This window comes from Pseudovibrio sp. SCP20, assembly GCF_057774105.1.
The window spans coordinates 518,250-540,724 of the sequence record NZ_JBYMDH010000002.1; the positions used below are offsets into that span (position 1 = coordinate 518,250).

Sequence of the window (22,475 nt, forward strand, 5' to 3'; positions counted from 1 at the left end):
TTAGACGATTGGTTATATTCACTTACATTCAATTAGAATGCACTGAATCATTGAGGCGGCGCGCTTGCTCAACCCAATTGTCGCGAACCATGCGGCCACGGATGTCCAGACGGTCATCCAGAGCGGCTGCCTGATCTTCTGTCAGGTTCGCAATCTGCCAGTAATGGAAGATGCCAGCGCCGTTCAGGGCACGCTCCAGTTTCGGCCCAACACCGCTGATCAGTTGCAAATCATCAGCAGCGCCTTTGGGCTCAGCCAACAGGATTTCACGCAGTGGATCGCCTGCAAATTTCTCAGAAGGGTTGTCACGAAGCGCTTTTTTAGCAGCACGTTTGGTGGCTTGCTCTGCGCGAACGTTGATCGGATTGTCCTGAATGAACTTTACGATCCGTGGAGCGATTTCGGAACGGTACTTTGAACCGTTGAAGACCCCGTAGTGGCCAACACCCGGCTGGATGTAGTGTAAGCGGCGGCTGGACGGAATGTTTTCAGCCAGTTTTTGCGCGGCCTGCGTTTGGCCAACGCCGGAAATATCGTCGTTTTCACCTTCAACGGTGAAGAGCGCGGTTCCGGTGATCTTTTTCGGATCGACCATCTTGCCACAATGCATCATCTCGCCCTTTGGCAGAGAATGCTCAATAAAGACCGTCTCGACCGTTTGAAGGTAGAACTCGGAGGTCAGGTCCATGACGGCGAGATACTCGTCGTAAAAGTCACGGTGCTTTTCAGCGCTGTCACCATCACCTTCAATCAGGTGCTGGAAGAAATCACGGTGAGCGACCATGTGGCGGTCCAGATTCATGCTCATGAAGCCAGAGAGCTGCAGGAAGCCCGGATAAACCTGGCGCGTGAATCCTTTGTGCGGGAAGGGCACTTCCATGATGACATTGCGCTTGAACCAGTCGATGCCTTTCTCGACGGCCAGATCATTCACGGCAGTCGGCGCTTCGCGGGTGTCGATTGGACCGCCCATCAGCGTCATGGTTGCCGGAGCGCATTTGTCTCCATTTTCTTCCATCAGGGAGACGGCAGCATATACTGGGACTGATGGCTGACACACGGCAAGAACGTGCGTGTTTGGCCCCAGATAATGCAGCATTTGCATGATGTATTCGATGTAGTCGTCCAGATCGAAGCGGCCATCCGCAATAGGCACCTGACGGGCATCTTCCCAATCTGTGATGTAAACATCCAGATTTGGCAGAAGAGCCTCAACAGTACCGCGCAGCAGTGTCGCGTAGTGACCAGACATTGGGGAGACGATCAGGATTTTCGGGTCGTCTTTTCTGCTCTTCGGCAGATCCCGCTTGAAGTGCAGCAGGTCGCAAAATGGTTTGGACCAGATGACTTCCTCAGTGATGTCGACTTCTTCGCCATCAACAACAGTGGTGTAAAGCTCAAACTCCGGCTTGCCATAGCGGCGGGTCACACGTTCCAGCATCTCACAGGATGCAGCAACTGTGCGGCCAACTTGCGTGTGCGCCATCGGGTTCAGCGGGTTTTGAAAATACAAACGTGTCATATCCGCTGCAGCCCGGACAGGGGACATCGCTGCATGGTTCATTTCATACAAATGGTAGAACAGCACAGAATGTTTCCTCCCCAGACGTTCGCTTCAGCCAACTCTCGTTCATGTAGTTTTTTGATTTCCGCAGCACGAATACACTTTAGCCCGAAGTGCTGCACCGCAAAAGTATAGGCAGCCCTATACCTTTTCAGCAACATAGACTCATGGAGAAATACAAACCAACCTTAACTTGCATTGAAGATCAATAGGTTCTTCACCGCTGCCAAAGTGATTGTAAGTGTAACCGACCATGTTGCATTGCACAATATGTAAAATAATACCCCAATCGAATCGAGTAATTCGAATGCAATTATTTCACTAAGTTGAAATTGCTAATGAAATTTATTTGGGAATGCTAATCGGAAGCCAGCTCAGCAATTACGGCATTCAGTAGAGGAAAGCCTGTTTGCGTTGCACGCAGGCGGGTGTTGCTCACCCATTCCACCATTCCGTTTTCCTGCAGATTCAGCAGGCGTTGCGGATTGAACTGACGACCAGAGAGCTGTTCATAACGGGGTACGTCGATGCCTTCATGCAACCGCATCCCCATCAGCAACAGCTCATCACCTTGCTCATCACGAACAAGTCTATCTTCAGAAATAGCGCCGTGACCTTTGGTTTCAACCAGCCCCAACCATGTTTCCGGATGCTTTTCGGTGGACGTGGCCAGTTTGGTACCGTCTTCCAACGTCAAACGACCATGAGCACCGGGACCAACGCCGACATAATCGCCGTAACGCCAGTAAATAAGGTTGTGCAGGCACTGAGCGTCAGGCGCGGCGTGGTTGGACACCTCGTAAGCTGGCAAACCACGAGCTGCAGTGATTTCCTGTGTCAGGTCAAACATGTCTGCGGCCAGATCAGGGTCCAGCATCTCCAACTTACCAGCTGCGTAGAGGCGCTGGAACATGGTGCCGCTTTCGATGGTGAGCTGATACATGGACAGGTGGTCAGCAGCCAGATCGATGGCGCGGTTGAGCTCCTGCTCCCATGCCTTCAAGGTTTGGTTTGGACGGGCATAGATCAGATCAAACGAAATGCGCGGGAATGTCTTGCGCGCAATTTCAACGGCTTGAATCGCCTCCGAAACAGAATGTTGACGTCCAAGGATCTTCAGTTCCTTGTCATCCAACGCCTGAATACCTACGGACAGGCGGTTTACGCCAGCGGATCTGTAGCCTGCAAAGCGGGTCGCTTCCACGCTGGTTGGATTGGCTTCCATGGAGATTTCGGCGGTATCCGGCAGATGCCAGAGGCGGGCGACTTCATTGAGGATTGTCTCAACGGTTTTCGGCTCCATAAGGGAAGGGGTACCGCCGCCAAAGAAGATGGAGTCGACCGTACGGCCCGGCACCATCTGCGCATAGCGTGCCAGCTCTGTTGCAAGAGCTTTGGCGTAATGCTCCTGTGAGACCGGCTGATGGCGTACGTGGGAGTTGAAGTCGCAATACGGGCATTTTGCCAGACAAAATGGCCAATGCACGTAAATCCCAAAGCCGCCAGCCGGTGACACAGTCATTCTTTTCCCTTTGCGCTTGCCAAAGATTTTTCTGTACGAGTTCTTATCCGAAAACCGGAAGCCACTTTTCGGGAACGCGTATTACGCCGGCAAGCACTCTTTCTGAAACTTAACAAAGGCGCGGGCGCGATGAGACAGGGCCTCGCCTTCCTTCGTTGTGTGTTTTTCTTGTTTGTCCATTTCGCCAAAGGTTCTGTCGAACCCTTCTGGTACGAACATTGGATCGTAGCCGAAACCTTCCAGACCGCGTGGAGGCCAGGCAAGCTCGCCGTGGATTTCACCACGGTAGAACTGGGTGTGACCATCCGGCCAAGCCATGCACAGCACAGCCACGAAGTAAGCAGTGCGATCTGTTGCGCCGGTTTCTGTCAGCTTGTCCTGTACAGACTGCATGGCAACGCCGAAGTCTTTGCCCGGCCCTGCCCAGCGTGCGGAATAGATGCCCGGATCGCCGTTCAGGCCGTTTACACAAAAGCCGCTATCATCTGCAAGAGCTGGCAGGCCAGTTGCCGTTGCAGCAGCCAAAGCCTTGATTGCCGCATTTGCTTCGAAGGTATCGCCATCTTCAACCGGTTCTGGCAGGTCCAGATCACCAGCGGAGAGAACTTCGAAGCCGTGCGGGGCAAGCATATCCTGAATTTCGCGCAGTTTGCCTTTGTTGTGGCTGGCAAGCACGAGCTTGCCAGGTTCCAGGCGGCGACTTTCTGTTGTTTCTGCCTGCATTAGAGCACCGTCAGCTTCTGCAGCTCAACCAGTTTGGAAATCGACTGTTTTGCAAGACCCATGAGCTGGCCGAGTTCTTCTTCAGAGAATGGCTCACCTTCAGCAGTGCCCTGAATTTCAACGATGCCGCCTTTGCCAGTCATAACGAAGTTTGCATCGGTGTCAGCAGAAGAGTCTTCTGCGTAGTCCAGATCAGCAACCGGAGTGCCTTCGTAGATACCGCAGGAGATTGCTGCGATGTGGTCTTTCAGAACCTTATCGGTCTTGACCATGTCGCGCGCTTCCATCCACTTCAGGCAATCATGCAGAGCAACCCATGCGCCAGTGATGGACGCGGTGCGGGTGCCGCCGTCTGCCTGAATGACATCACAGTCAACGGTAATCTGACGCTCACCCAGCGCACCCAGATCCACAACAGCGCGCAGAGAACGGCCGATGAGACGCTGGATTTCCTGAGTACGGCCAGACTGCTTACCTGCGGAGGACTCACGGCGCATACGATCGTGCGTTGCGCGTGGCAGCATTCCGTATTCTGCGGTTACCCAGCCACGGTTCTGACCACGGAGCCACGGCGGAACGCGCTCTTCCAAACTTGCTGTACACAGAACGTGGGTATCGCCGAATTTGATCAGGCAAGAGCCTTCGGCATGCTTTGCAACACCGCGCTCCAGGCTGACTGGACGCATTTCTTCAGGTGTACGTTTGGATGGACGGTTCAAGGTAAGCTCCCTCGGGTTGCTTAATAGCTATAATCTCACAAATGGTATTGCGGATCTTTTAGCTGCGGATTGCCGCAAGCGCAAAGGCTGGTTTTGGTTTGGGAGCTGATTTTCTGCTAAAATTGCGTTTTGGCTGTTCAATTGTCCTGTGCTAGGGATTGAAGGAGGCCTTTGCCCGAAACCTGCTGTTGATGTGGAGTACCGATACCGTGACGAGCGTTCCTCCTTCTGTCCCTCTTGAGGATCTTGATGAGCGTTCCCGCGAGATCTTCAGGCGTATCGTCGAGAACTACCTTGATACCGGTGAACCGCTTGGCTCCCGCAATCTTGCGCGCGGTCTTTCCCAGCCTCTTTCTCCAGCCTCCATTCGCAATGTGATGGCAGATCTGGAGCATCATGGGCTGCTCTATTCCCCGCATACCAGCGCAGGCCGCCTGCCAACACAGTCGGGATTGCGCCTATTCGTGGATGGTTTCCTTGAAGTAGGAGACTTGACCAAGGAAGAGCGCCAGCAGATTGCTGTTCAGGTGAAAGCCAAGGGCGGAGATAAAACACCGGAACAGGTGCTCACAGAAGCCAGCCAGATGCTCTCTGGTTTGAGTCGAGGGGCAGGAGTTGTCCTTTCCAACAAGACAGACACAACACTTCGCCACATCGAGTTTGTGCAGATTGAGCCGCTGAAAGCGCTCGTCGTGCTGGTGAGCGAGGATGGCTCGGTCGAAAACCGTGTTGTTGATCTGCCTGCTGGCCTGCCGCCTTCCGCTCTGACAGAAGCTTCTAACTACCTGAACTCCATCATCCGCAATCGCACCCTTGCCGAGGCGCAATCTGAGCTTGTTCGGCAGCGAAACGAGTTTCAGGCGGAGCTGGATACACTCACCTCTAAGGTGGTGGATGCCGGTGTTGCTGTTTGGGGCGGGGACAAGAATGATCCTGGCACACTGATCGTGCGTGGACGTTCCAACCTGCTGGAAAACGTGGGCGCGAAGGAAGATTTGGAGCGCATTCGCCTGTTGTTTGATGATCTTGAAAACAAGAGCGAGCTGATCCGGCTGCTGGATCTTGCCAAGGGCGGTGAAGGCGTACGTATTTTTATCGGCTCGGAAAACAAGCTGTTCTCGCTTTCCGGTTCTTCCTTGATCGTTTCCCCATACCGCGATAGTGAACAGCGCGTTGTGGGCGTTCTTGGTGTTATCGGGCCGACTCGTCTCAACTATGCGCGTGTCATTCCCATGGTGGATTACACAGCCCGACTGGTGAGCCGCCTGCTCGGCTAAACTATTGGAGTCCCACTTGCTTTCCCTTACAGCTTCTGAACTGGAACGTTACGCTCGTCATATCGTCCTGCGCGATGTTGGCGGCCCAGGACAACAAAAACTAAAAGCTGCGCGTGTTCTGGTGATTGGAGCAGGAGGACTTGGCGCTCCGGTTCTGCAATACCTTGCTGCGGCGGGTGTTGGCACCATCGGCATTGTTGATGATGATGTTGTGTCTCTCTCCAACCTTCAGCGTCAGATCATCCATGATACTGAGAAACTGGGGGAGCCTAAGGTCGCCAGCGCGGCGGAAGCGATTGCTCGCCTGAACCCTAATGTGCGCGTCGTTCCGCATCCGACCCGCATCAACGGGCAGAACGCAATGGCGCTGATCAATGACTACCATATCGTCGTTGATGGCTCTGATAACTTCGCTACCCGCTATCTCGTTTCGGATGCGTGTTTTTATGCCGGACGTCCTTTGGTTACCGCTGCTGTGGGGCAGTTTGACGGATCTGTTACGCTGCTGAAGCCCTTCGTGCAGGATGAGGATGGCAACTACATTAACCCAACCTACCGCTGCCTTTTCCCGAAACGCCCTGAAGCTGGTTCCATCCCAACCTGTACTGAAGCAGGTGTGTTGGGTGCCTTGACCGGGCTTGTCGGTACGCTTCAGGCTCTTGAGGTGATTAAAGAGATTGTTGGGTTTGGAAAAGGCCTGATCGGGCGCATGTTGCTGGCTGATACCCTGAGCATGCATTTTGAGACCATCAAATACAAACGCTCCAAGAAAAACCCACTTAACGGCGACACTCCAAAGACCTGGGCCGAGATGCTGGAAACGGAGCACGGCTAAATAGCTCTCATCACGGCTTAAAGCGCCCCTCACTTTTCAGCGATACGCTGTAAAAAGAAAGCGGCGGAGAATTGCTTCCCCGCCGTCTCCAGCCCTCCGCCACAAAGGGCCTAGCCTCATTCAGGCAAATCTGTCTCACCAGCATTGCCAGACACGCCGCACTCACAGCGCACCGAAAAGAGGCTTAGAATGTTTTCGCCAAGCTAAGCTTGAAGGAACGACCTTTGCCTTCTGTTTCGCTTAGATGCGCTGTGTATTTTTGATCAAAAATGTTGGTTACACTTGCGCGAACTTCAGAACCCGCAAGGAAGCCATCTTCAGGTTTCCATGCCAAACGTGCGCTATGCAGTGCGTATCCCGGGGATGCGTCAGCAGCTTCATTCACGCGATCTTGCTCAGCATACAGATCAGAACGCCAAGAAACATCCAGATTGTAGTCAGTGAACTTATAACCTACTGAGACAAAAAGGTTATCGGCGGCAACACTTTCCAGGTACTCATCATCAGAGAGGTTGTCACCGCGCGTCAGAGATGCACCCAGGTTTCCATACCAGCTCTCTGAAGAGTATCCAGCTTCCAGCTCCACACCTTTGATCCGCGCTTCATCAATCGCTGTCGTGATTGTTTTGCCCGTCGCATGATCCCTAGAAGAGTAAAGGTAGTTATCAATGTTGTTGTAGAAGCCTGTCACTTTGAAGCGGAGGCTGTCATTTGCTAGCAGCACATCATTGAACTTAAACCCAAGACCTGCTTCAAAGTTGTTGGATTTTTCTTTTCCAAGATCTGTAAAACCGTCACCGGAAAATACTTCGTCCAGCACCGGCATGCGCTCTGTGTGCGATACAGAACCAAACACATTCACCCATTCAGTCAGCTCATAAATCGCTGCAAGTTTTGGAGAATACGCCGTTTCATCCAAATCCTTCCGAAGAGCAACTCCATTGCCTGGTTTCAAGCGAGAGTGGTCAACACGCATCCCAGGAATGAGTGTAAGACGCTCATTAATTACAAACTCAGCTTGCCCGAAAATACCAACTGAATGTGTCTCACCCTCTGGATGGGACGACGAGCCAGGAGTTACGCTTCCATCTGGGTTCAAGCGTGGATTAAGACGCTCATGGTATTTGCCTTCAACACCATAAGTGAAATAGGCATCCAAACTTTCTGAGAACTGCACTTCTGAGGTATTTTCCAGCTTTGCTTGCCAAGTGTTGTAGACATACTCCGCCTCAGTCCCCAATGGTGCTGATGGCCCAGCCCGGAATGTAATGTCATCCAGCTCACGCTGGGTCTGACTCCATGAAATCTGTGCTTTGAGATCCAACAAATCATTATTAGAAAAAGCATTTTCGTAGGCCAGTACAGCCTGTTGCTCATTTGTGACCTGATCAGCGTAGCCAAAACCCGGGCTGAACGTGATTTGGTCATAGAGACCTTTGCCAGATTTTTCGACGTTGAAATAGCTCGCAGTAAGCGATTGGTCTTTGTTGGCTCCGAAGCTGTACTTGAGCTTAGCAAGACCCGAGAGGTCTGTCATACGAGAGTTGCCAAGTTCCTGACCATCGGCACCATCATAATCACCGTCACGTCCGTAGTTCAGATTCAGCAACATCTCAAGATCTTCCAGAGGCCGTGCAGCAACGGTGACGGTGCCGCGGGCGCCATTGCCATTTGAATCCCAAAGAGCTTTAGTGCGAACTGCCAGTTTGTCGTCGCCTTCAAGGAAGTCGCTTGCATCCTTCGTCCGTGCGCTAACAACACCACCTATTGCACCTGAACCGAACAGTGTAGAGGAGGCTGGACCGCGGAGTACTTCAACCTCCTTTAACAGCTCGCTGTCGAAGAAGAATGAGCCTGCCCGGTACATCTCAAAGAATGATGTAACCCCATCAATCTGCATAATCATACGGTTTTCATCAGAGGCGAACGCACCACCGATGCCGCGAATGTTCAAAGACTGGCCCAGTGCATTATCGGCGTTGATGGTTGTAACGCCTGGCACCGTGTTCAGAATCTCCCCCAGAGTGTTGCTCTGAGATGCTTCAATCTGTTCTTGTGAAACGGAGGAGACTGCCTGAGGCGTATCAATCGCCACTTTTTCTTTACCTGCAGAAACGATGATTTCATCCAGCATTGTTGCTGGGCTCTCAACTTCAGCAGGTTGTGTGGCTTCCTGCGCTGAAACAGCTGCAGAAATCAGGACGAGCGAGAGGGTCGTGCTGGCCAGGAGGGCCGCACGGGAGTAGCGCGAATTAGACATGATCGCCTCAGTCTGAATTTGTATGGGAGTGGCTGGCTGAGACGCTGCTTTAGCTAGCTTGAGTCTGCATTTTGCAAACGTTGTTTCTAGCTGTGTTTTATAAATATGAGTATAATAGTCAAGTTTTAATTGAGGGGTTTTCCCTAGCTGGGGATTGAATGAGCTGATGTAAAAGGCCCTGCTCACATCTTTTTAAACGTGAGCAGGGCTGAATTGCGTTGTAAATTCTGCCGGTTAGTCGGTTTCTTCACGCCCGCAGGTGCCGATGATCCAGCAGACAGCTGCTCCGACTAAAGCGCCAACGATTGGGGCAAACCAGAACATCCAGAGCTGCTCAAGAGCCCAACCACCGTTGACGATAGCTGTTGCGGTGGAGCGGGCTGGGTTCAAAGAAGCACCGGAAATCGGGATTGCGATGATGTGCATGCAGGCCAGCATGAGGCCAATGGCGAGTGGCGCAAGGGCCGCAGGAGCCTTTTTCGAGGTTGCACCGATGATCACGATCAGGAAGAGGGCCGTCACGGTTATTTCTGTAATTGCCACTGCGATTTCAGAGAAGCCACCGTTGGAGTGTTCTCCATAGCCGTTGGAGGCGAAGCCTGGAGGATCACCGGGGCCGTGGGCGAGAATGGTCCAGAACACGAAGGCGGCGGCTGTACCACCAATGACCTGAGCAATGATGTAGGGGATTACATCTGCGGTTGGGAACCGCTTGGCGGCCCAGAGGCCAATGGTCACCGATGGATTGAAATGAGCACCTGAGACATTGCCAAAAGCGTAGGCCATACAAACAACTGAAAGACCAACAGCGAAAGCCACACCCAGCAGGCCAGATCCGCCATACCATTCAACCGGTGCGTAAGAAACCAATGCCCCGCCGCACACAGCGGAGACCAGGGCAAAGGTTCCTACAAATTCTGCGCCAAGTTTCCTCAACATGACACTTCTCCTCATATTGTTCTGAGGGTGGTATCACAGTGAGATTGCCAACTTACGTTTACGGCAATCTGCAATCTAATGATTGCCTTAAGCAAGCATTGCTAGATCTTTAGGAGAAACAAGGACTACACTGACGCTCTAAAGCTATTTCTCGTCAAGGCCTTAAGTCTGAGCTTGTGCCTCTTCCATACCGTGACTGGCGTGCCACTTGGTGATCTTGCGCGCACTGAAAAATCCGAGAACACCGAAAACAGCAAAGCTGGAGAAGAGCCAGAAGGCTGAATTGGCGATGCCTGCAGTGCCAACCGTACTGTTAAAGCCGGTTGAGTTGGCAATGAGGCCAGCGAGCGCTGTTCCGAATGCGACTGCGAAAGTCTGCACGGTTGCGAGTGCGGAGGCTGCATTTTCCTTGTCGTCATCCGGCGTCAAGTGAAGCGCGAATACGCCCAGATGTGGCCAGCCGATACCAATGCCGGCACCGATGCAGATGAGAGCGAGGGTGATTACCATCAGCGCCATCAGGTTTCCTGCAGTGCCAATCGGCAAAATAACGGCCAGTGTCATCAAGCCAATGGCCATGAGAACAGGGCCGATGTTCACGACGCGGCGCATAGCTTGGTCAGTAAAGCGGGCGCTATAGACCTCCATGGACGCCCACCCAATTGAAACCGTTGCTGCAATGTATCCAGCCCATAACGGAGAAACAGCGAACAGTTTCTGGAGATAGAACGGCATGAAGAATTCCGTATTCACACAGAGGATCAAGAGCGCCATACTGGCAAACACAAAGAACAACGGCGAGCCCCACTCCAAGGCTCCTTTTGGAAAAAGGCGGGTGGCTGCCTTCTTCTCACGTTTCATCAGCGTGAGGATCATTGCAATAGAAAGGGCGAAGCCGAGAATGCTCCAGATGGCGCCTTCAAACACGCTGGTGATGGAAAGCACGAGCACGGAACCTGCGAGAAGAGCCAGCTGACCAAGCGGGATTGGGTGCTCTGAGCCGCCGTTTTCCTGATGCTTTGGCAAAAGGGCGAGTGTGGCCATGATGTAAAGGATCGTCACCGGAACCAGCACACCAAAACCAGCACGCCAGACGCCAAGCTCAGCAAAAATGCCGCCAATGGCGGGGCCAAACAGGGTTGTGATGCCCCATGTGCCAGAAAGAAGCGCGAAGGCGCGGGACCAGAGACGCTCTGGATACATGAATGCGATCATGGAATAGCAGAGGGTGAAGATGAGGCCGCCGCCAGCGCCTTGAACAGACCGCCCCAGAAGCATCACGCCCATGTTGGGGGCAATAGCTGCCAGTGCACTGCCTGTCATAAACACAACAGCTGCCAGAAAGAATGAATGCCGGGCACCAATGCGTTGCAGCACCTTGCCTGCCACGGCGGCACTGAGGATTGCTGCGAGAATGAAAAGACTGGTGTTCCATGCATAATAGTCCAGCCCGCCGATATCTGCGGTGATGGAGGGGAGCATGGTTGCGGAGATGTAGGTGTTTACGGCGTGCAGTGCGATCCCACCAGAAAGGACCAATGAAGCAATAGCTTGCTTGCCCGTGAACAGTTCAGCCCAACTGCTGTTGGCGCTTGCGCCCGATTCCTGCATTTCAGTTCCTTTCAAGAACGATCTGACCAGCGGACTCTTATATTTTTCGCTGGCGTTTTGGGGCGTTCTAACTCCTCAAGTTAAGTTGAGGTCAAGGACAATTTTCGAGAAATCTTATCAGCTTTTGAAGCAGAAATGCAGGTCACTCAGGATTTAGCACAACTCGTGGACGAGCCAACTTCAACACTCATCTACCATCTCGGCGGAGGCCTTGAGGGAGTGTCAGGCGCTGAGCTTTTTCGCGATTTCTGCGACGTGCTTTCCTTGATAGCGGGCCATGTTCAGCTCTTTCTCCTTTGGCTTCAGCGACCCATCACCCCCTGCAATAGTGCCTGCCCCATAAGGCGAACCACCCAGTACCTCCGAAATATCCGAGATTTCTGGGCAGGTGTAGGGCAGTCCGACGATGACCATTCCCTGATGGGCGAGGGTGGTCCAGAAAGAGCTGATGGTTGTTTCATTGCCTGAGCCGGTTCCGGTGGATGTGAACACACTGCCGACCTTGCCTGCCAGTTTGCCCTGAACCCATAGGCTACCGGTCTGATCCAGAAAGCTGCGCATTTGAGAAGCCATGTTGCCGAAGCGGGTTGGGGTGCCAAAGATGATGGCATCATAATCGGCCAGTTCATTTGGTTCAGCGATTGGAGCTGGTTGATCCAGTTTGAAGTTGTGTGCCCGAGCGACATCTTCCGGCGTCAGCTCTGGCACACGCTTGATTGTTGGTGTCGCTCCTGCCGCTTCAACGCCTTCAGCCATCGCATTGGCGAGCGTTTCTATATGCCCGTAGGTGGAATAGTACAGGATCAGAACTTTGGTCATGTGTGCTCCTACAGGAAACGATGGCTGAGTAGCTGGTCATCAGGTCCTGCAACACTACAAAATCCGTAGTTTGATCCTATCCAGAAATTATGGGGCTATGAGATCGCCTTGGGCCGTCAGCTCTCTAGAGAACCTCTGAGATTTCCTCGGCAACAATGAGGCCGGATTTGTGGGCGCCAGCGATGGTAGACCAATCATCATCACTCATGGCCTCACCCGCGAACCAAATGCGGTCGGCAATGCTTTTGCGCATCTCATCTCTGGCCCAGAACCCACCAGGCTTGGCTGCGGCATAGGAGCCGTAGGTGTAAGGATCATGCAGCCAGTCGTAGCTGTTGGACTCTACGATGTATTTTTCGATGTGGTTGCCAAACATCCGTTTCAGTTCTGAAACGACAAAGTCATAGGCTGCGTTGTTGCCTGCTTCGAGCAGGTGTTTGGCGAAGTTTCCGCCCATATCGAAGTAGCAAAGATCTGTGCCGCCTGCGTTGGTGAGCGCGCCGAAGGCTTTAGGAGAGCCGTTAACTTCTTCATCCACTTTGTAGTTGAAGTAGGCATCAGCTCCGGTGCCGAAGATGTTTTTGCTCATCTGTAGGCCGACATGGAAATAGTGACCCATTGGAAGCTCTTGAATTGCTTCCTGTTTTTTTACCGGAAGCGGAGGATCGAACTCAATATCTCCAGAGGCCAGTACACCTGTTGAGACAGTGACGACAACCGCCTTTGCTGCGATAGTGCCTTCACTGGTTTCGACAGTCACACCTTGCCCACCCCAACGAATTTTCTCTGCCGTTACATCAGTTTGTACAGCAACATCACGGGCCGAATGCTGAAACAGGGTGCCGATGCCTTGTCTGCAATAAAAGTCGCTGCCGCCTGCTGCGGTGTACCAATCCACGCAGGAGAAGCTGTCGAGATCCTTGGCGATTTCGTAGGCACCGATGAGGAAGTCCACGGTCAGGCCCCAATCTCCCAGATCCGGAATGACGGAAGCGGGAGAGACGTCCAATTCATCGCGGCCAGCACGCCACATGGCACGGAGGGCTTTGCGCTGTGCTTGAAAAAACGCAGCTTGTTCAGAGTCATTTATCGGGCGATTGCCGACGTACATGAGGGTTTCATCAGGCGCGCGGTAGATATCAAAGCCGTTGGCGAGGCCATAATCTGCGAAAGGGTTGTTTTCCCGGTTGTGAAGGCGAGAGGCGCCCATATCGAATGGAACGCCGAAGCTCTCATTATCAGTCAGAATTCTTCCGCCGATACGACCTGATGCCTCGATGGTGATGACTGAGTAGCCACGGCTCTTCAGTGCCCGAGCGGTAGAGATGCCAGCGGCACCAGCTCCGACGACCACCACATCCGTATCCGTTGCCTGAGCGCGCCCGATGAAGAGGGGAGCAGCGGAAAAGGCAGCGGCGGAGAGCAGGAGCTGTCGTCTGGAGATCTCTGTCATGTTCTACTCAGATTAAGAGGATAGTGACCCTGAGGGGATTAAACACAGCACATATAGGCAGGCAAGTGAACGTTGCGTGATCGTTTTTACCTGGGTGACAGAACGCTTGCTTTTGGTGATTCACGATGGTGACCATTGCGCACCAGAAACGATGTGCTGAACCGCAATAGTTAGCCAGCTTCAGGAATAGACATAGAGCTGCTGAAGAGAACTAAGTGGTTGCAATTTACCGCTAATGCACGTGCAATAATTTTGCGAGTTTATCGCCAAAATAGGAGAAATATCGCGGATAAACGGGCTAGACTTACAGGATAAAACCCTTACCGTAACGGCATAACAGAGAGATTATGCATAAGAAATACATTTGAAATCTCTTAAGTACGCCATGGTTGGGGGAGGCTCTCATGAAGCGTTTTTTATCTGTGTTGCCTGCACTTTCGCTTGCGCTCATTCCGCTGAGTGCAGCACAGGCTGAGGGGGAGAAGGCCATTACGGTTGAGGATGCGAAAGCATTCATCGAGTCTTCAGAAAAAGCCATTCAGGAGATTGGAGAGGAAGCTGGCCGCATTGCGTGGGTGAATGCCAACTTCATCACTTATGACACCAACTGGCTGAATGCTTTGATGTCTGAGCGGACCACGAAGCTTTACGTTTCCCTCGCCAACCAGACAAAGCAGTTTGATGGACTTGATCTTCCGCCGGATCTTGCCCGCAAAATGAAGCTTTTGAAGCTGAACCTGACACTGCCAGCACCTGAAAACGACCCTGCCAAGATCAAGAAGCTTGCTCAGCTCAACACTGAGATGGAAACCATCTATGGCACCGGCAAGTATGAGATTGATGGTGAGGCACTGTCTCTTGCCAAGCTGAGCCGCATCATGGCGACCAGCCGTGATTACGACAAGTTGCTGGAAGTCTGGAGAGGCTGGCGCACTGTTTCTCCGCCCATGAAGGACATGTACGCGGAGATGGTTGGTATCGCCAATCAAGGTTCTCAGGAGCTTGGCTTTAAAGACACCGGCTCCATGTGGCGTTCCAAATACGATATGGATCCAGATGATTTCCGGCAGGATGTTGATCGCCTGTGGGGTGAGGTGAAGCCACTTTACGACAGCCTTCATTGTTATGTGCGCGGCAAGCTGGTGGATCATTACGGTGCCGATAAAGTGCCTGCGGATGGGCCAATCCCTGCGCATTTGCTGGGTAATATGTGGGCGCAATCCTGGGGCAACATCTATCCGCTGGTTGCGGCAGAAGGCGATGAGCAGGGTTATGACCTGACCAAGCTTCTGGAGGAGCAGAACTATACGCCACTGAAAATGGTGCAGACGGCGGAAGGGTTCTTCACCTCACTTGGCTTTGATCCGCTGCCTGAGACATTCTACGAGCGCTCTTTGATCACCGAGCCACGTGATCGAGATGTGCAGTGTCATGCATCCGCCTGGAACGTGGATGGCAAAGAGGATCTGCGCATCAAGATGTGCACTGAGGTGACGGGGGAGGACTTCAACACCGTTCACCATGAGCTGGGGCACAACTTTTACCAACGCGCCTATAACCACCAGTCGCCCATGTATCAGGATGACCCGAATGACGGGTTCCATGAGGCAATTGGCGATATGGTGAGCCTTTCCATTACGCCTAAGTATCTGAAACAGATCGGCCTTCTGCCTCTGGATGCTTCAGAAGAGGTGAATACCAACATTTTGATGGCGCAAGCTCTGGATAAGATCGCGTTTCTTCCGTTTGGCCTGCTGGTGGATCAGTGGCGCTGGAAGGTGTTCAATGGTGAGCTGACGCCAGAGACCTACAATGACGGCTGGTGGGAGCTTCGCGAGAAGTATCAAGGTGTTGCAGCACCGGTTGAGCGGGCAGCAGATGCATTTGATCCAGGTGCCAAGTACCACATTCCAAACAATGTGCCGTACACCCGCTACTTCCTCGCGCATATCTTCCAGTTCCAGTTCTACCGTGAGGCCTGCCGCATTGCTGGTTGGGAAGGACCGCTGGCGGCGTGTTCCATCTATGGCAACAAGGAAGTTGGCAAGAAATTCAATGCGATGCTGGAAACAGGTTCCGCTCTGCCGTGGCAGGACAGTCTGGAAGCTTTCACTGGCAGCCGTGAGGCCGATGCGACCGCTATTCTTGAGTATTTTGCTCCGCTCAAAGCCTATCTGGATGAGCAGAACAAAGGCAAATCCTGCGGCTGGTAGACCAGCAAGGTAATCCTGCCGGCCTTGATGCCCTACAAGTCCGCCGGATATTATCAAACCCCGTCTTTTATGGCGGGGTTTGTTTTGTTTGGAGGCTTTTTGGAGCAAAGCGCTGGCCTGCGGAAGGGTGGTGGGTCCGCAGACCAGCAGGGCGCCTATAAGAGGTGATCGTGCGGGGTGTAATGGCAGACACTTCAGGCACCGATCACAGTGACTTATTCAAGAAGCGATAGTTTGGAGTTTATTGGCTGCGGATGGGCGACCCGCTCCAGTATTCCGCAGGTTTTTCTTAATGCTTCCAGTCGGTCGCGTAAGGCTTGTTGCAGAGTGAACAAAGCATCGCGTTCTCGGCATTCCTTCATCCGCTCATTCAGCACTAATTGCTGCATATAAGCCAGATTTTCCAAATCCGAGACGGCTATGATGACTTCGTCAATTTCGTTTTGAAGCGTGTTTGTGGCGCTACATGCGCATGCGGTGTCGTCCATTCTCAATCCCTCTGTTTGTAGGGTGTTGAAAGACCGCGACGACAGCAAGCTTGTGACGGCCCGCTGGCGAGCGGGAGGTTCACAACCTGCAAACAGACAGGCGAGTTTATTCCCCCCCGAAGGAGGTATTGTATTCACCGCCCTCCCGCTCATAGCAAAGGGTTTGCGCACTACCTATAAAGCAGGCACAAAAAATCCGCTAATCGATCGGGAGCGGTAACCGCTGTTTGGAGAGGTTGTGAAGCCTCGAAAAACAGAATGGCGCCAGATGCATGCGGTGTCAATGGGGAGATGCTGCAGGTGGGGGAGGTGTTGCTGAATACCTTTCGCAACAAAAGAAAATTCCTCAGCATTAGAATCCAATCAAAAGCAAAAATTACATCAACAAGCGTATAAGCTCAAAAAATCCAAATACTTACAAAAGTTAATGAAACTAAAAATAGCACTTCAGTTAAATTATTTGAGCCTTCTATCAGTGAAAATGTCATTAAAACAAAATAAACCAGCTTCATAACGAAATAACAAACCTCCTATGTCGACCATAAGCCTGTTGATTACAGGAGATTTACTTACAATGCTAAAATCCAATTCCCCAAAGAATACGTGCAACACAAGATTAGGGACACGTATAGTGCTTTTGTCATCTTGTGTCTCAATGACAGTACTTGCTCTGCTATCCCATGCACATGCTCAACAAACCACGCTCTTCTATGGTGGCGATATTATCACCATGGCGGATGAACAAGGGGACACCAGCAAAGAGGCGAAGGGGGTGCTGGTTGAAGATGGCAAGATCGCTAATATTTTAACGAAAGAGAGTGATGTTCAGGAGTATCTAGAAAGAAAAGAAGTCAACAAAGTCAACCTGCAAGGCGCCGCTTTAATGCCCGGCTTTATTGACCCGCATATGCACCTGCCCAATGTGGTGAGTTTTGCCGGTGTGGCAGATCTGTCTCCCTGCCTGCCGGAGCCCTATAACTACCGCACCTATAGTAATCAGGAAGCGCCGCGCTTCAAAGACGAAGTCGAGTGCGTGTATGACGGGCGAGTTCAATCCGGGCTGGATTGGACATGGAACACTTTAAACAATGCAAAGAACCGATGGGTTCCTTTTCCAGAAAAGGGAGACCCGATTGAAAAGGCGTGGATTGTGGGGAACGGGATTGACCCTTCCCGATTTGGGGTAACCCCGGAAGAAATCGAGCGGGTTGCCAAGTTCCGGTCTCTTCCTGCTGACGAGATAGAGCAAAATGTTGATGGGGCGGATGATCATCCTGTCTTCATTCTGGATCAGTCCGGGCATGTTGGCTATGTGAACGGGCAAGCTTTTATGAAAGCCAATATATGCAGTGATTGGCCGTGTGGGCCTGAAATAAACAGAATTACAAAACAAGAGGCTGGAGAGAATTATGTGCCTTCTCCTGAGCCTCTTGGCAAATGGGAGACCTATCTCAAGGATGGGAAAGAGTATTTTTCCGGCCTTATTCAGGAAGAAGCTTCTTATGGTGCATTTATTTTTGCCATGCAAACTACGGCAGGCATTTCTCATGAAAGCCCGTTCTTCTTCTTCAATTATGACGCGGGCCTGCTTGCTGCTCCCCCTGTTATTGAGAAGGTTGCCGCAACTGGCGTCACCACGGTTGTGAATGGAGGCGGCTTTAACACGCCGATTCTTCAGTTCAACAAGGATCTGGCCTTGCAAAAAGACGAGGATGGGAATTTTACAACTCCGTTCCGCATTCGCACGCTTATTTCTGCCACGGCGAATGACCCAGCGCACCCGGACCGAACGGCTCTTAAGATCGCCGAGGAGGAAATGACCGGAACTTGGCCGGATACTGTGATCAGTAACGGCAAGGAAATCACCAATACGGATGGGCGTTATGGGGCGATTGGCATCAAGTTCTGGGCCGATGGCTCAACACAGGGCTGCTCCGCCTTTCTTACGCAGGACTATAATGCAGAGGGAATATGCGTGGATGAAGACGCCGGCGTAAAAACGCCTGTGACAGGTTGGCATGGGGCGAACTATAAGTTTTATAAGCCGGACAATAGCGCTTATCCAAGCATTTCCAATCTGGATAAAGGTGCAGGCAGCTTTTATGCAGCCCTGGAACCTTTCTGGAATAAAGGCTGGGCTATTCAAATCCACACCAATGGCGACAAAGCAATGAGAGCTGCTGCCCAGATTGCGTTTGATCTGACCACTTCAAAATGCAACTCTAACCCGGTCACCCTAATTCACGCGACCGTTGGGGGAGACCCGACAGGGCCAGTGCCGGACCCAGTTGTTCAGGAACTCTCCACGCTCATCTCCGGTGCACGGGCTGTGAAATGCCAGCCTCAGCAGCGTTATCCCTTAAGCTTCATTGTCTCGCACCTGACGGGCCATGTTGGGTATTGGGGCGGCGGTTTTGTTAGCCTGCTGGATGGCAAAGACCTGAATAAAATCAGCGAGCAAGGCGACCGCGACGGACGCGCCCCTCTTCTGGATACAACCTCACTGGATGTGGACTACGAAATACCCTTCACACTGCACAGCGATGCCCCCATCGCACCGGTGAACCCGCTTTGGTATGTTGAGCAGATGGTCACACGCAGTACTTGGGTTTATCCCAATATCAAAGGTGATCAGGTCAAAAACATGCCTGAAAGCAAATGGCAAGGCGATGATAATGGTCGTTCTGTCTATGAGAACTTGAAGGGCATCACCATCACCGCCGCCGAGCAAACGCTGATTGATGACAAGGTCGGCAGCTTGGTAGAGGGCAAGGTTGCTGATCTGGTTATTCTGGATCGCAGCCCGCTGAATGCCAGCAAAGGCGTCAATAGCCCGAAAGCTATCAACAAAATCAAAGTCTGCTACACCTACCTGGCAGGCAAGCAATGGAAGCCAGAGAGCTTCTCAGATAAGAAATGTGGAAAGGTTGAGATGTTCAACTAGCCATTTCACTCAGAGGATGATCGAAAGGCCGGCTTCTAATTTGCGAAGCTGGCCTTTTTGCTTTGGTGTTCCCCGTGGCTCTGAATGCCCAATAGATCCCGGCTCGGGGGCCGGGATGACACCGATGGGAGCTTGAGGCCACGCCTGAGGGAAAAAGAGGCGCTAGTGCGCCTCTTCCCAGTTGTCTGCGGCTTCTGCTTCCACCTTGAGGGGGACAGAGAGCTGGAGGGCTGGTTCTGTTGCTTTTTCCATGGTGGCGATGACGAGTTTTTTGGTCTCTTCCACCTGATCCTCAGGCAGTTCAAAGATCAATTCGTCGTGCACCTGCAGCAGCATTTGCGCGTCCAGATTGGCTGTTTCCAGAACCTCGTCCATACGCACCATGGCGCGGCGGATGATATCTGCTGCAGAGCCCTGAATTGGGGCGTTGATGGCGGCGCGCTCGTAGAACTGACGCATATTCGGGTTTTTGGTGTTTACATCCGGATAGTGGGCGCGGCGGCCAAAGATGGTTTCGACGTAACCATTTGCATGGACGAACTTTTTGGTTTCTTCCATGTAGTCTTTGATGCCTGGGAAACGCTCAAAATACGTTTTGATGTAGTCGCCTGCTTCGCCGCGTGCGATGCCCAGTTGGTTGGCGAGGCCGAACGCGGAAATGCCGTAGATGATGCCGAAGTTGATCGCTTTGGCTCGGCGGCGGACCATCGGGTCCATGCCCTCAATCGGCACACCAAACATCTCGGAGGCTGTCATGGCGTGAATGTCGAGCCCATCAGCAAACGCCTGTTTGAGCTGCGGAATATCGGCCATGTGCGCGAGCACACGAAGTTCGATCTGGCTGTAATCGGCAGAAATGAGCTTCTTGCCCTTTTCCGCGATAAATGCCTGACGGATTTTGCGGCCCTCAGAGGTTCTGATCGGGATGTTCTGGATGTTTGGCTCGGACGAGGACAAACGGCCCGTGGAGGTGGACGCCAGCGAGAACGAGGTGTGGACGCGGCCCGTCTCCTGATTGATGAAGCTTGGCAGGGCGTCGGTGTAGGTGGATTTCAGCTTGCTCAGCTGGCGCCACTCGACGATTTTGCTTGGCAGCTCATGGCCCTGGGCGGCCAGATCATCCAGCACGGAGGCGGAGGTGGACCAAGCGCCAGTCTTGGTTTTTTTGCCGCCAGGAAGACCCATTTTGCCGAACAGGATTTCACCCAACTGCTTTGGCGAGCCAACGTTGAAGATTTCACCCGCGACGTCGTGGATTTCGCTTTCCAGACGCGCTGCGCCCTGGGCAAACTCACCGGAGAGCAGGGAGAGCATCTGACGGTCGATTGAGATGCCGCGGCGCTCCATTTTGGCCAGCGTCGCCACCATTGGGCGCTCCAGACGCTCATAAACCACAGTCATTTCCTCAGCGGCGAGGCGTGGTTTGAGGATTTTCCAAAGGCGCAGGGTGACGTCTGCATCTTCGGCCGCATAGGCGGTGGCTTTGTCCAGCGGCACCTTGTCGAAGGAGATCTGGGATTTGCCGGAGCCGCACACTTCCTTGAACGGGATTGGCGTGTGGTTGAGCCAGCGCTGGGAGAGCTCGTCCATGCCATTGCCGCCCATGCCCGCGTCGAGCGCGTAGGAGAGCAGCATGGTGTCATCAAACGGCGCCATTTCCACGCCGTAGCGCTTGAGCACGAGCCAATCGTACTTCATGTTCTGCGCGATTTTGAGGACAGCCGGATCTTCCAGCATTGGCTTGAGCAGCGAGATGGCTTCCTGAAGCGGGATCTGGCCTTCCAGCAGCGCGCCGCCACCGAGGAGATCGCCTTCGCCGTCCACATGGGCCAGCGGGATGTAGCAGGCCTTGCCCGGTGTGCAGGAGAGGGAGACGCCGACGAGGCCAGCTTCCATGGCGTTGAGGGCATCCGTCTCGGTGTCCACAGCCACATAGCCCACTTCATAGGCTTCCGCTATCCACTCTTTGAGGCGCTCAACGGTGGAAACTGTTTCGTATGCGGAATTATCTATAGGAAGTGCAGATATTTCAGCTGCAACTTTCTCTGCCAGAGGGGCGGCAGTCCATGCTTTACCCTCAAGTTCTCCCGCAGAATCCTCAGCTTGTTCTGCCGGTTTTGCAGTGCTTTCCCAGCCTTCGATCACAATGTCAGCGGCTTCGATGTTTTCCAGCACGACACCGGTTTTATCGGCCACTTTCTTGGTGAGGCTGGTGAAGCCCATGGCTTTGAGGAAGCCAACTGCCTGCGCACCGTCGACGTCACAAACGGAGAAGTCTTCAACTGGGGTTTCTACCGGCACGGCTTCTTCCAGCTGTACAAGGCGCTTGGAGATGCGGGCCTGTTCAGCGAACTCGATAAGGTTCTCGCGGCGCTTCTTCTGCTTGATGGTTTCGGCTTGTTCCAGAAGGGTATCCAGATCACCGAACTCATTGATAAGCAGAGCGGCGGTTTTCAGGCCAATGCCTGGAACGCCCGGCACGTTATCGACGCTATCGCCTGCCAGCGACTGCACTTCGACGACCTTTTCCGGACCAACGCCAAACTTCTCGAAAACCTCAGGCTTGCCGATGATCTTGTTCTTCATGGTATCGACCATGCCGATCTTATCGGTGACAAGCTGCATCAGGTCTTTATCGCCGGAAACAATGGTCACGCGGGCGCCTTGGGCCTCTGCCTGACGGGCGTAGGTGGCGATCAGATCGTCGGCCTCGTAGCCCTGCTGCTCAATGGCAGGCACGCCGAATGCGCGCGTTGCCTGACGGATCAGGCCAAACTGCGGGCGCAGATCTTCTGGCGGCGGTGGGCGGTGGGCTTTGTATTCCGGGTAGAAATCGTTGCGGAAGGTTTTGCCGGACTTATCGAAAATCACGGCGAAGTGTGTTGGCTCGTCGCCTTCTTCCTTGGTCGGGCCTTCCTGCATCATTTTCCAGAGCATGTTGCAGAAGCCGGAAACCGCGCCAACGGGCAATCCGTCGGGCTTGCGAGTAAGCGGCGGCAGCGCGTGATACGCGCGGAAAATGAAGGTAGAGCCATCGATCAGGATGAGGTGATCGTTCTCTGTGAGAGCTGGGGCAATGGATTGTGTCGACATGGGCTGGATCATGCC

The 22,475-nt window shown here is 53.0% G+C and carries 15 protein-coding genes; 4 read left to right on the forward strand and 11 right to left on the reverse strand.

Translation table 11 applies throughout. The features are described 5' to 3' along the window. Positions 1-28: 28 nt before the first annotated feature. From phaZ to rph, 4 genes are all read right to left on the reverse strand, one after another. Entirely contained in the window at positions 29-1,549 is a 1,521-nt protein-coding gene (gene phaZ / locus AC3CB2_RS10850; RefSeq protein WP_425328938.1) for a polyhydroxyalkanoate depolymerase, read from the reverse strand. Positions 1,550-1,922: 373 nt separating this feature from the next. After that, complete coding sequence (gene hemW / locus AC3CB2_RS10855; protein ID WP_352932284.1) at positions 1,923-3,086, reverse strand: radical SAM family heme chaperone HemW; 1,164 nt, start codon at positions 3,084-3,086, stop codon at positions 1,923-1,925. Between the two features lie 81 nt (positions 3,087-3,167). After that, positions 3,168-3,809, reverse strand: a complete 642-nt coding sequence (gene rdgB / locus AC3CB2_RS10860; protein WP_008550688.1) for an RdgB/HAM1 family non-canonical purine NTP pyrophosphatase — start codon at positions 3,807-3,809, stop codon at positions 3,168-3,170. After that, positions 3,809-4,528 carry a ribonuclease PH gene (gene rph, locus AC3CB2_RS10865; RefSeq protein WP_008550448.1) on the reverse strand — a complete coding sequence of 240 codons (720 nt, stop codon included), beginning with the start codon at positions 4,526-4,528 and terminating at the stop codon, positions 3,809-3,811. The genes rdgB and rph overlap by 1 nt, the downstream gene beginning before the upstream one ends. Before the next feature lie 191 nt (positions 4,529-4,719). On the opposite strand from rph, the gene hrcA reads away from it, so the two are divergent. Both hrcA and AC3CB2_RS10875 read left to right on the forward strand, forming a co-directional pair. After that, complete coding sequence (gene hrcA / locus AC3CB2_RS10870; protein ID WP_051125860.1) at positions 4,720-5,805, forward strand: heat-inducible transcriptional repressor HrcA; 1,086 nt, start codon at positions 4,720-4,722, stop codon at positions 5,803-5,805. Positions 5,806-5,821: 16 nt separating this feature from the next. Next, on the forward strand, positions 5,822-6,640 hold the full coding sequence (locus tag AC3CB2_RS10875; RefSeq protein ID WP_352932281.1) for a HesA/MoeB/ThiF family protein: 819 nt from the start codon (positions 5,822-5,824) through the stop codon (positions 6,638-6,640). 184 nt (positions 6,641-6,824) lie between these two features. Here AC3CB2_RS10875 and AC3CB2_RS10880 read toward each other — a convergent pair whose 3' ends face one another. The 5 genes from AC3CB2_RS10880 to AC3CB2_RS10900 form a co-directional block, all read right to left on the reverse strand. Then, positions 6,825-8,900 carry a TonB-dependent receptor domain-containing protein gene (locus AC3CB2_RS10880; RefSeq protein WP_352932279.1) on the reverse strand — a complete coding sequence of 692 codons (2,076 nt, stop codon included), beginning with the start codon at positions 8,898-8,900 and terminating at the stop codon, positions 6,825-6,827. Between the two features lie 234 nt (positions 8,901-9,134). Next, positions 9,135-9,839 (reverse strand): aquaporin Z, encoded by a 705-nt coding sequence (aqpZ, locus tag AC3CB2_RS10885; protein ID WP_008550731.1) that lies wholly within the window; start codon positions 9,837-9,839, stop codon positions 9,135-9,137. A gap of 162 nt (positions 9,840-10,001) precedes the next feature. Next, complete coding sequence (locus AC3CB2_RS10890) at positions 10,002-11,450, reverse strand: MFS transporter (protein WP_352932278.1); 1,449 nt, start codon at positions 11,448-11,450, stop codon at positions 10,002-10,004. Between the two features lie 222 nt (positions 11,451-11,672). Beyond that, a complete protein-coding gene (gene wrbA / locus AC3CB2_RS10895; RefSeq protein ID WP_352932277.1) occupies positions 11,673-12,269 on the reverse strand; it encodes an NAD(P)H:quinone oxidoreductase in 597 nt (198 codons plus the stop codon). A 124-nt stretch (positions 12,270-12,393) separates the two neighbouring features. Further along, positions 12,394-13,722 (reverse strand): flavin monoamine oxidase family protein, encoded by a 1,329-nt coding sequence (locus tag AC3CB2_RS10900; protein WP_352932276.1) that lies wholly within the window; start codon positions 13,720-13,722, stop codon positions 12,394-12,396. Positions 13,723-14,126: 404 nt separating this feature from the next. Between AC3CB2_RS10900 and AC3CB2_RS10905 the strand changes: the two genes are divergently transcribed. Then, positions 14,127-15,935 (forward strand): M2 family metallopeptidase, encoded by a 1,809-nt coding sequence (locus tag AC3CB2_RS10905; RefSeq protein ID WP_352932275.1) that lies wholly within the window; start codon positions 14,127-14,129, stop codon positions 15,933-15,935. A gap of 215 nt (positions 15,936-16,150) precedes the next feature. On the opposite strand, the gene AC3CB2_RS10910 is transcribed toward AC3CB2_RS10905, so the two are convergent. Beyond that, complete coding sequence (locus tag AC3CB2_RS10910; protein WP_352932274.1) at positions 16,151-16,423, reverse strand: hypothetical protein; 273 nt, start codon at positions 16,421-16,423, stop codon at positions 16,151-16,153. A gap of 655 nt (positions 16,424-17,078) precedes the next feature. Between AC3CB2_RS10910 and AC3CB2_RS10915 the strand changes: the two genes are divergently transcribed. Next, positions 17,079-19,367, forward strand: a complete 2,289-nt coding sequence (locus AC3CB2_RS10915; RefSeq protein ID WP_352932273.1) for an amidohydrolase family protein — start codon at positions 17,079-17,081, stop codon at positions 19,365-19,367. 162 nt (positions 19,368-19,529) lie between these two features. Here the strand turns inward: AC3CB2_RS10915 and polA are convergent, their stop codons facing one another. Then, positions 19,530-22,472 (reverse strand): DNA polymerase I, encoded by a 2,943-nt coding sequence (gene polA / locus AC3CB2_RS10920; protein ID WP_352932272.1) that lies wholly within the window; start codon positions 22,470-22,472, stop codon positions 19,530-19,532. Positions 22,473-22,475: the final 3 nt, after the last annotated feature.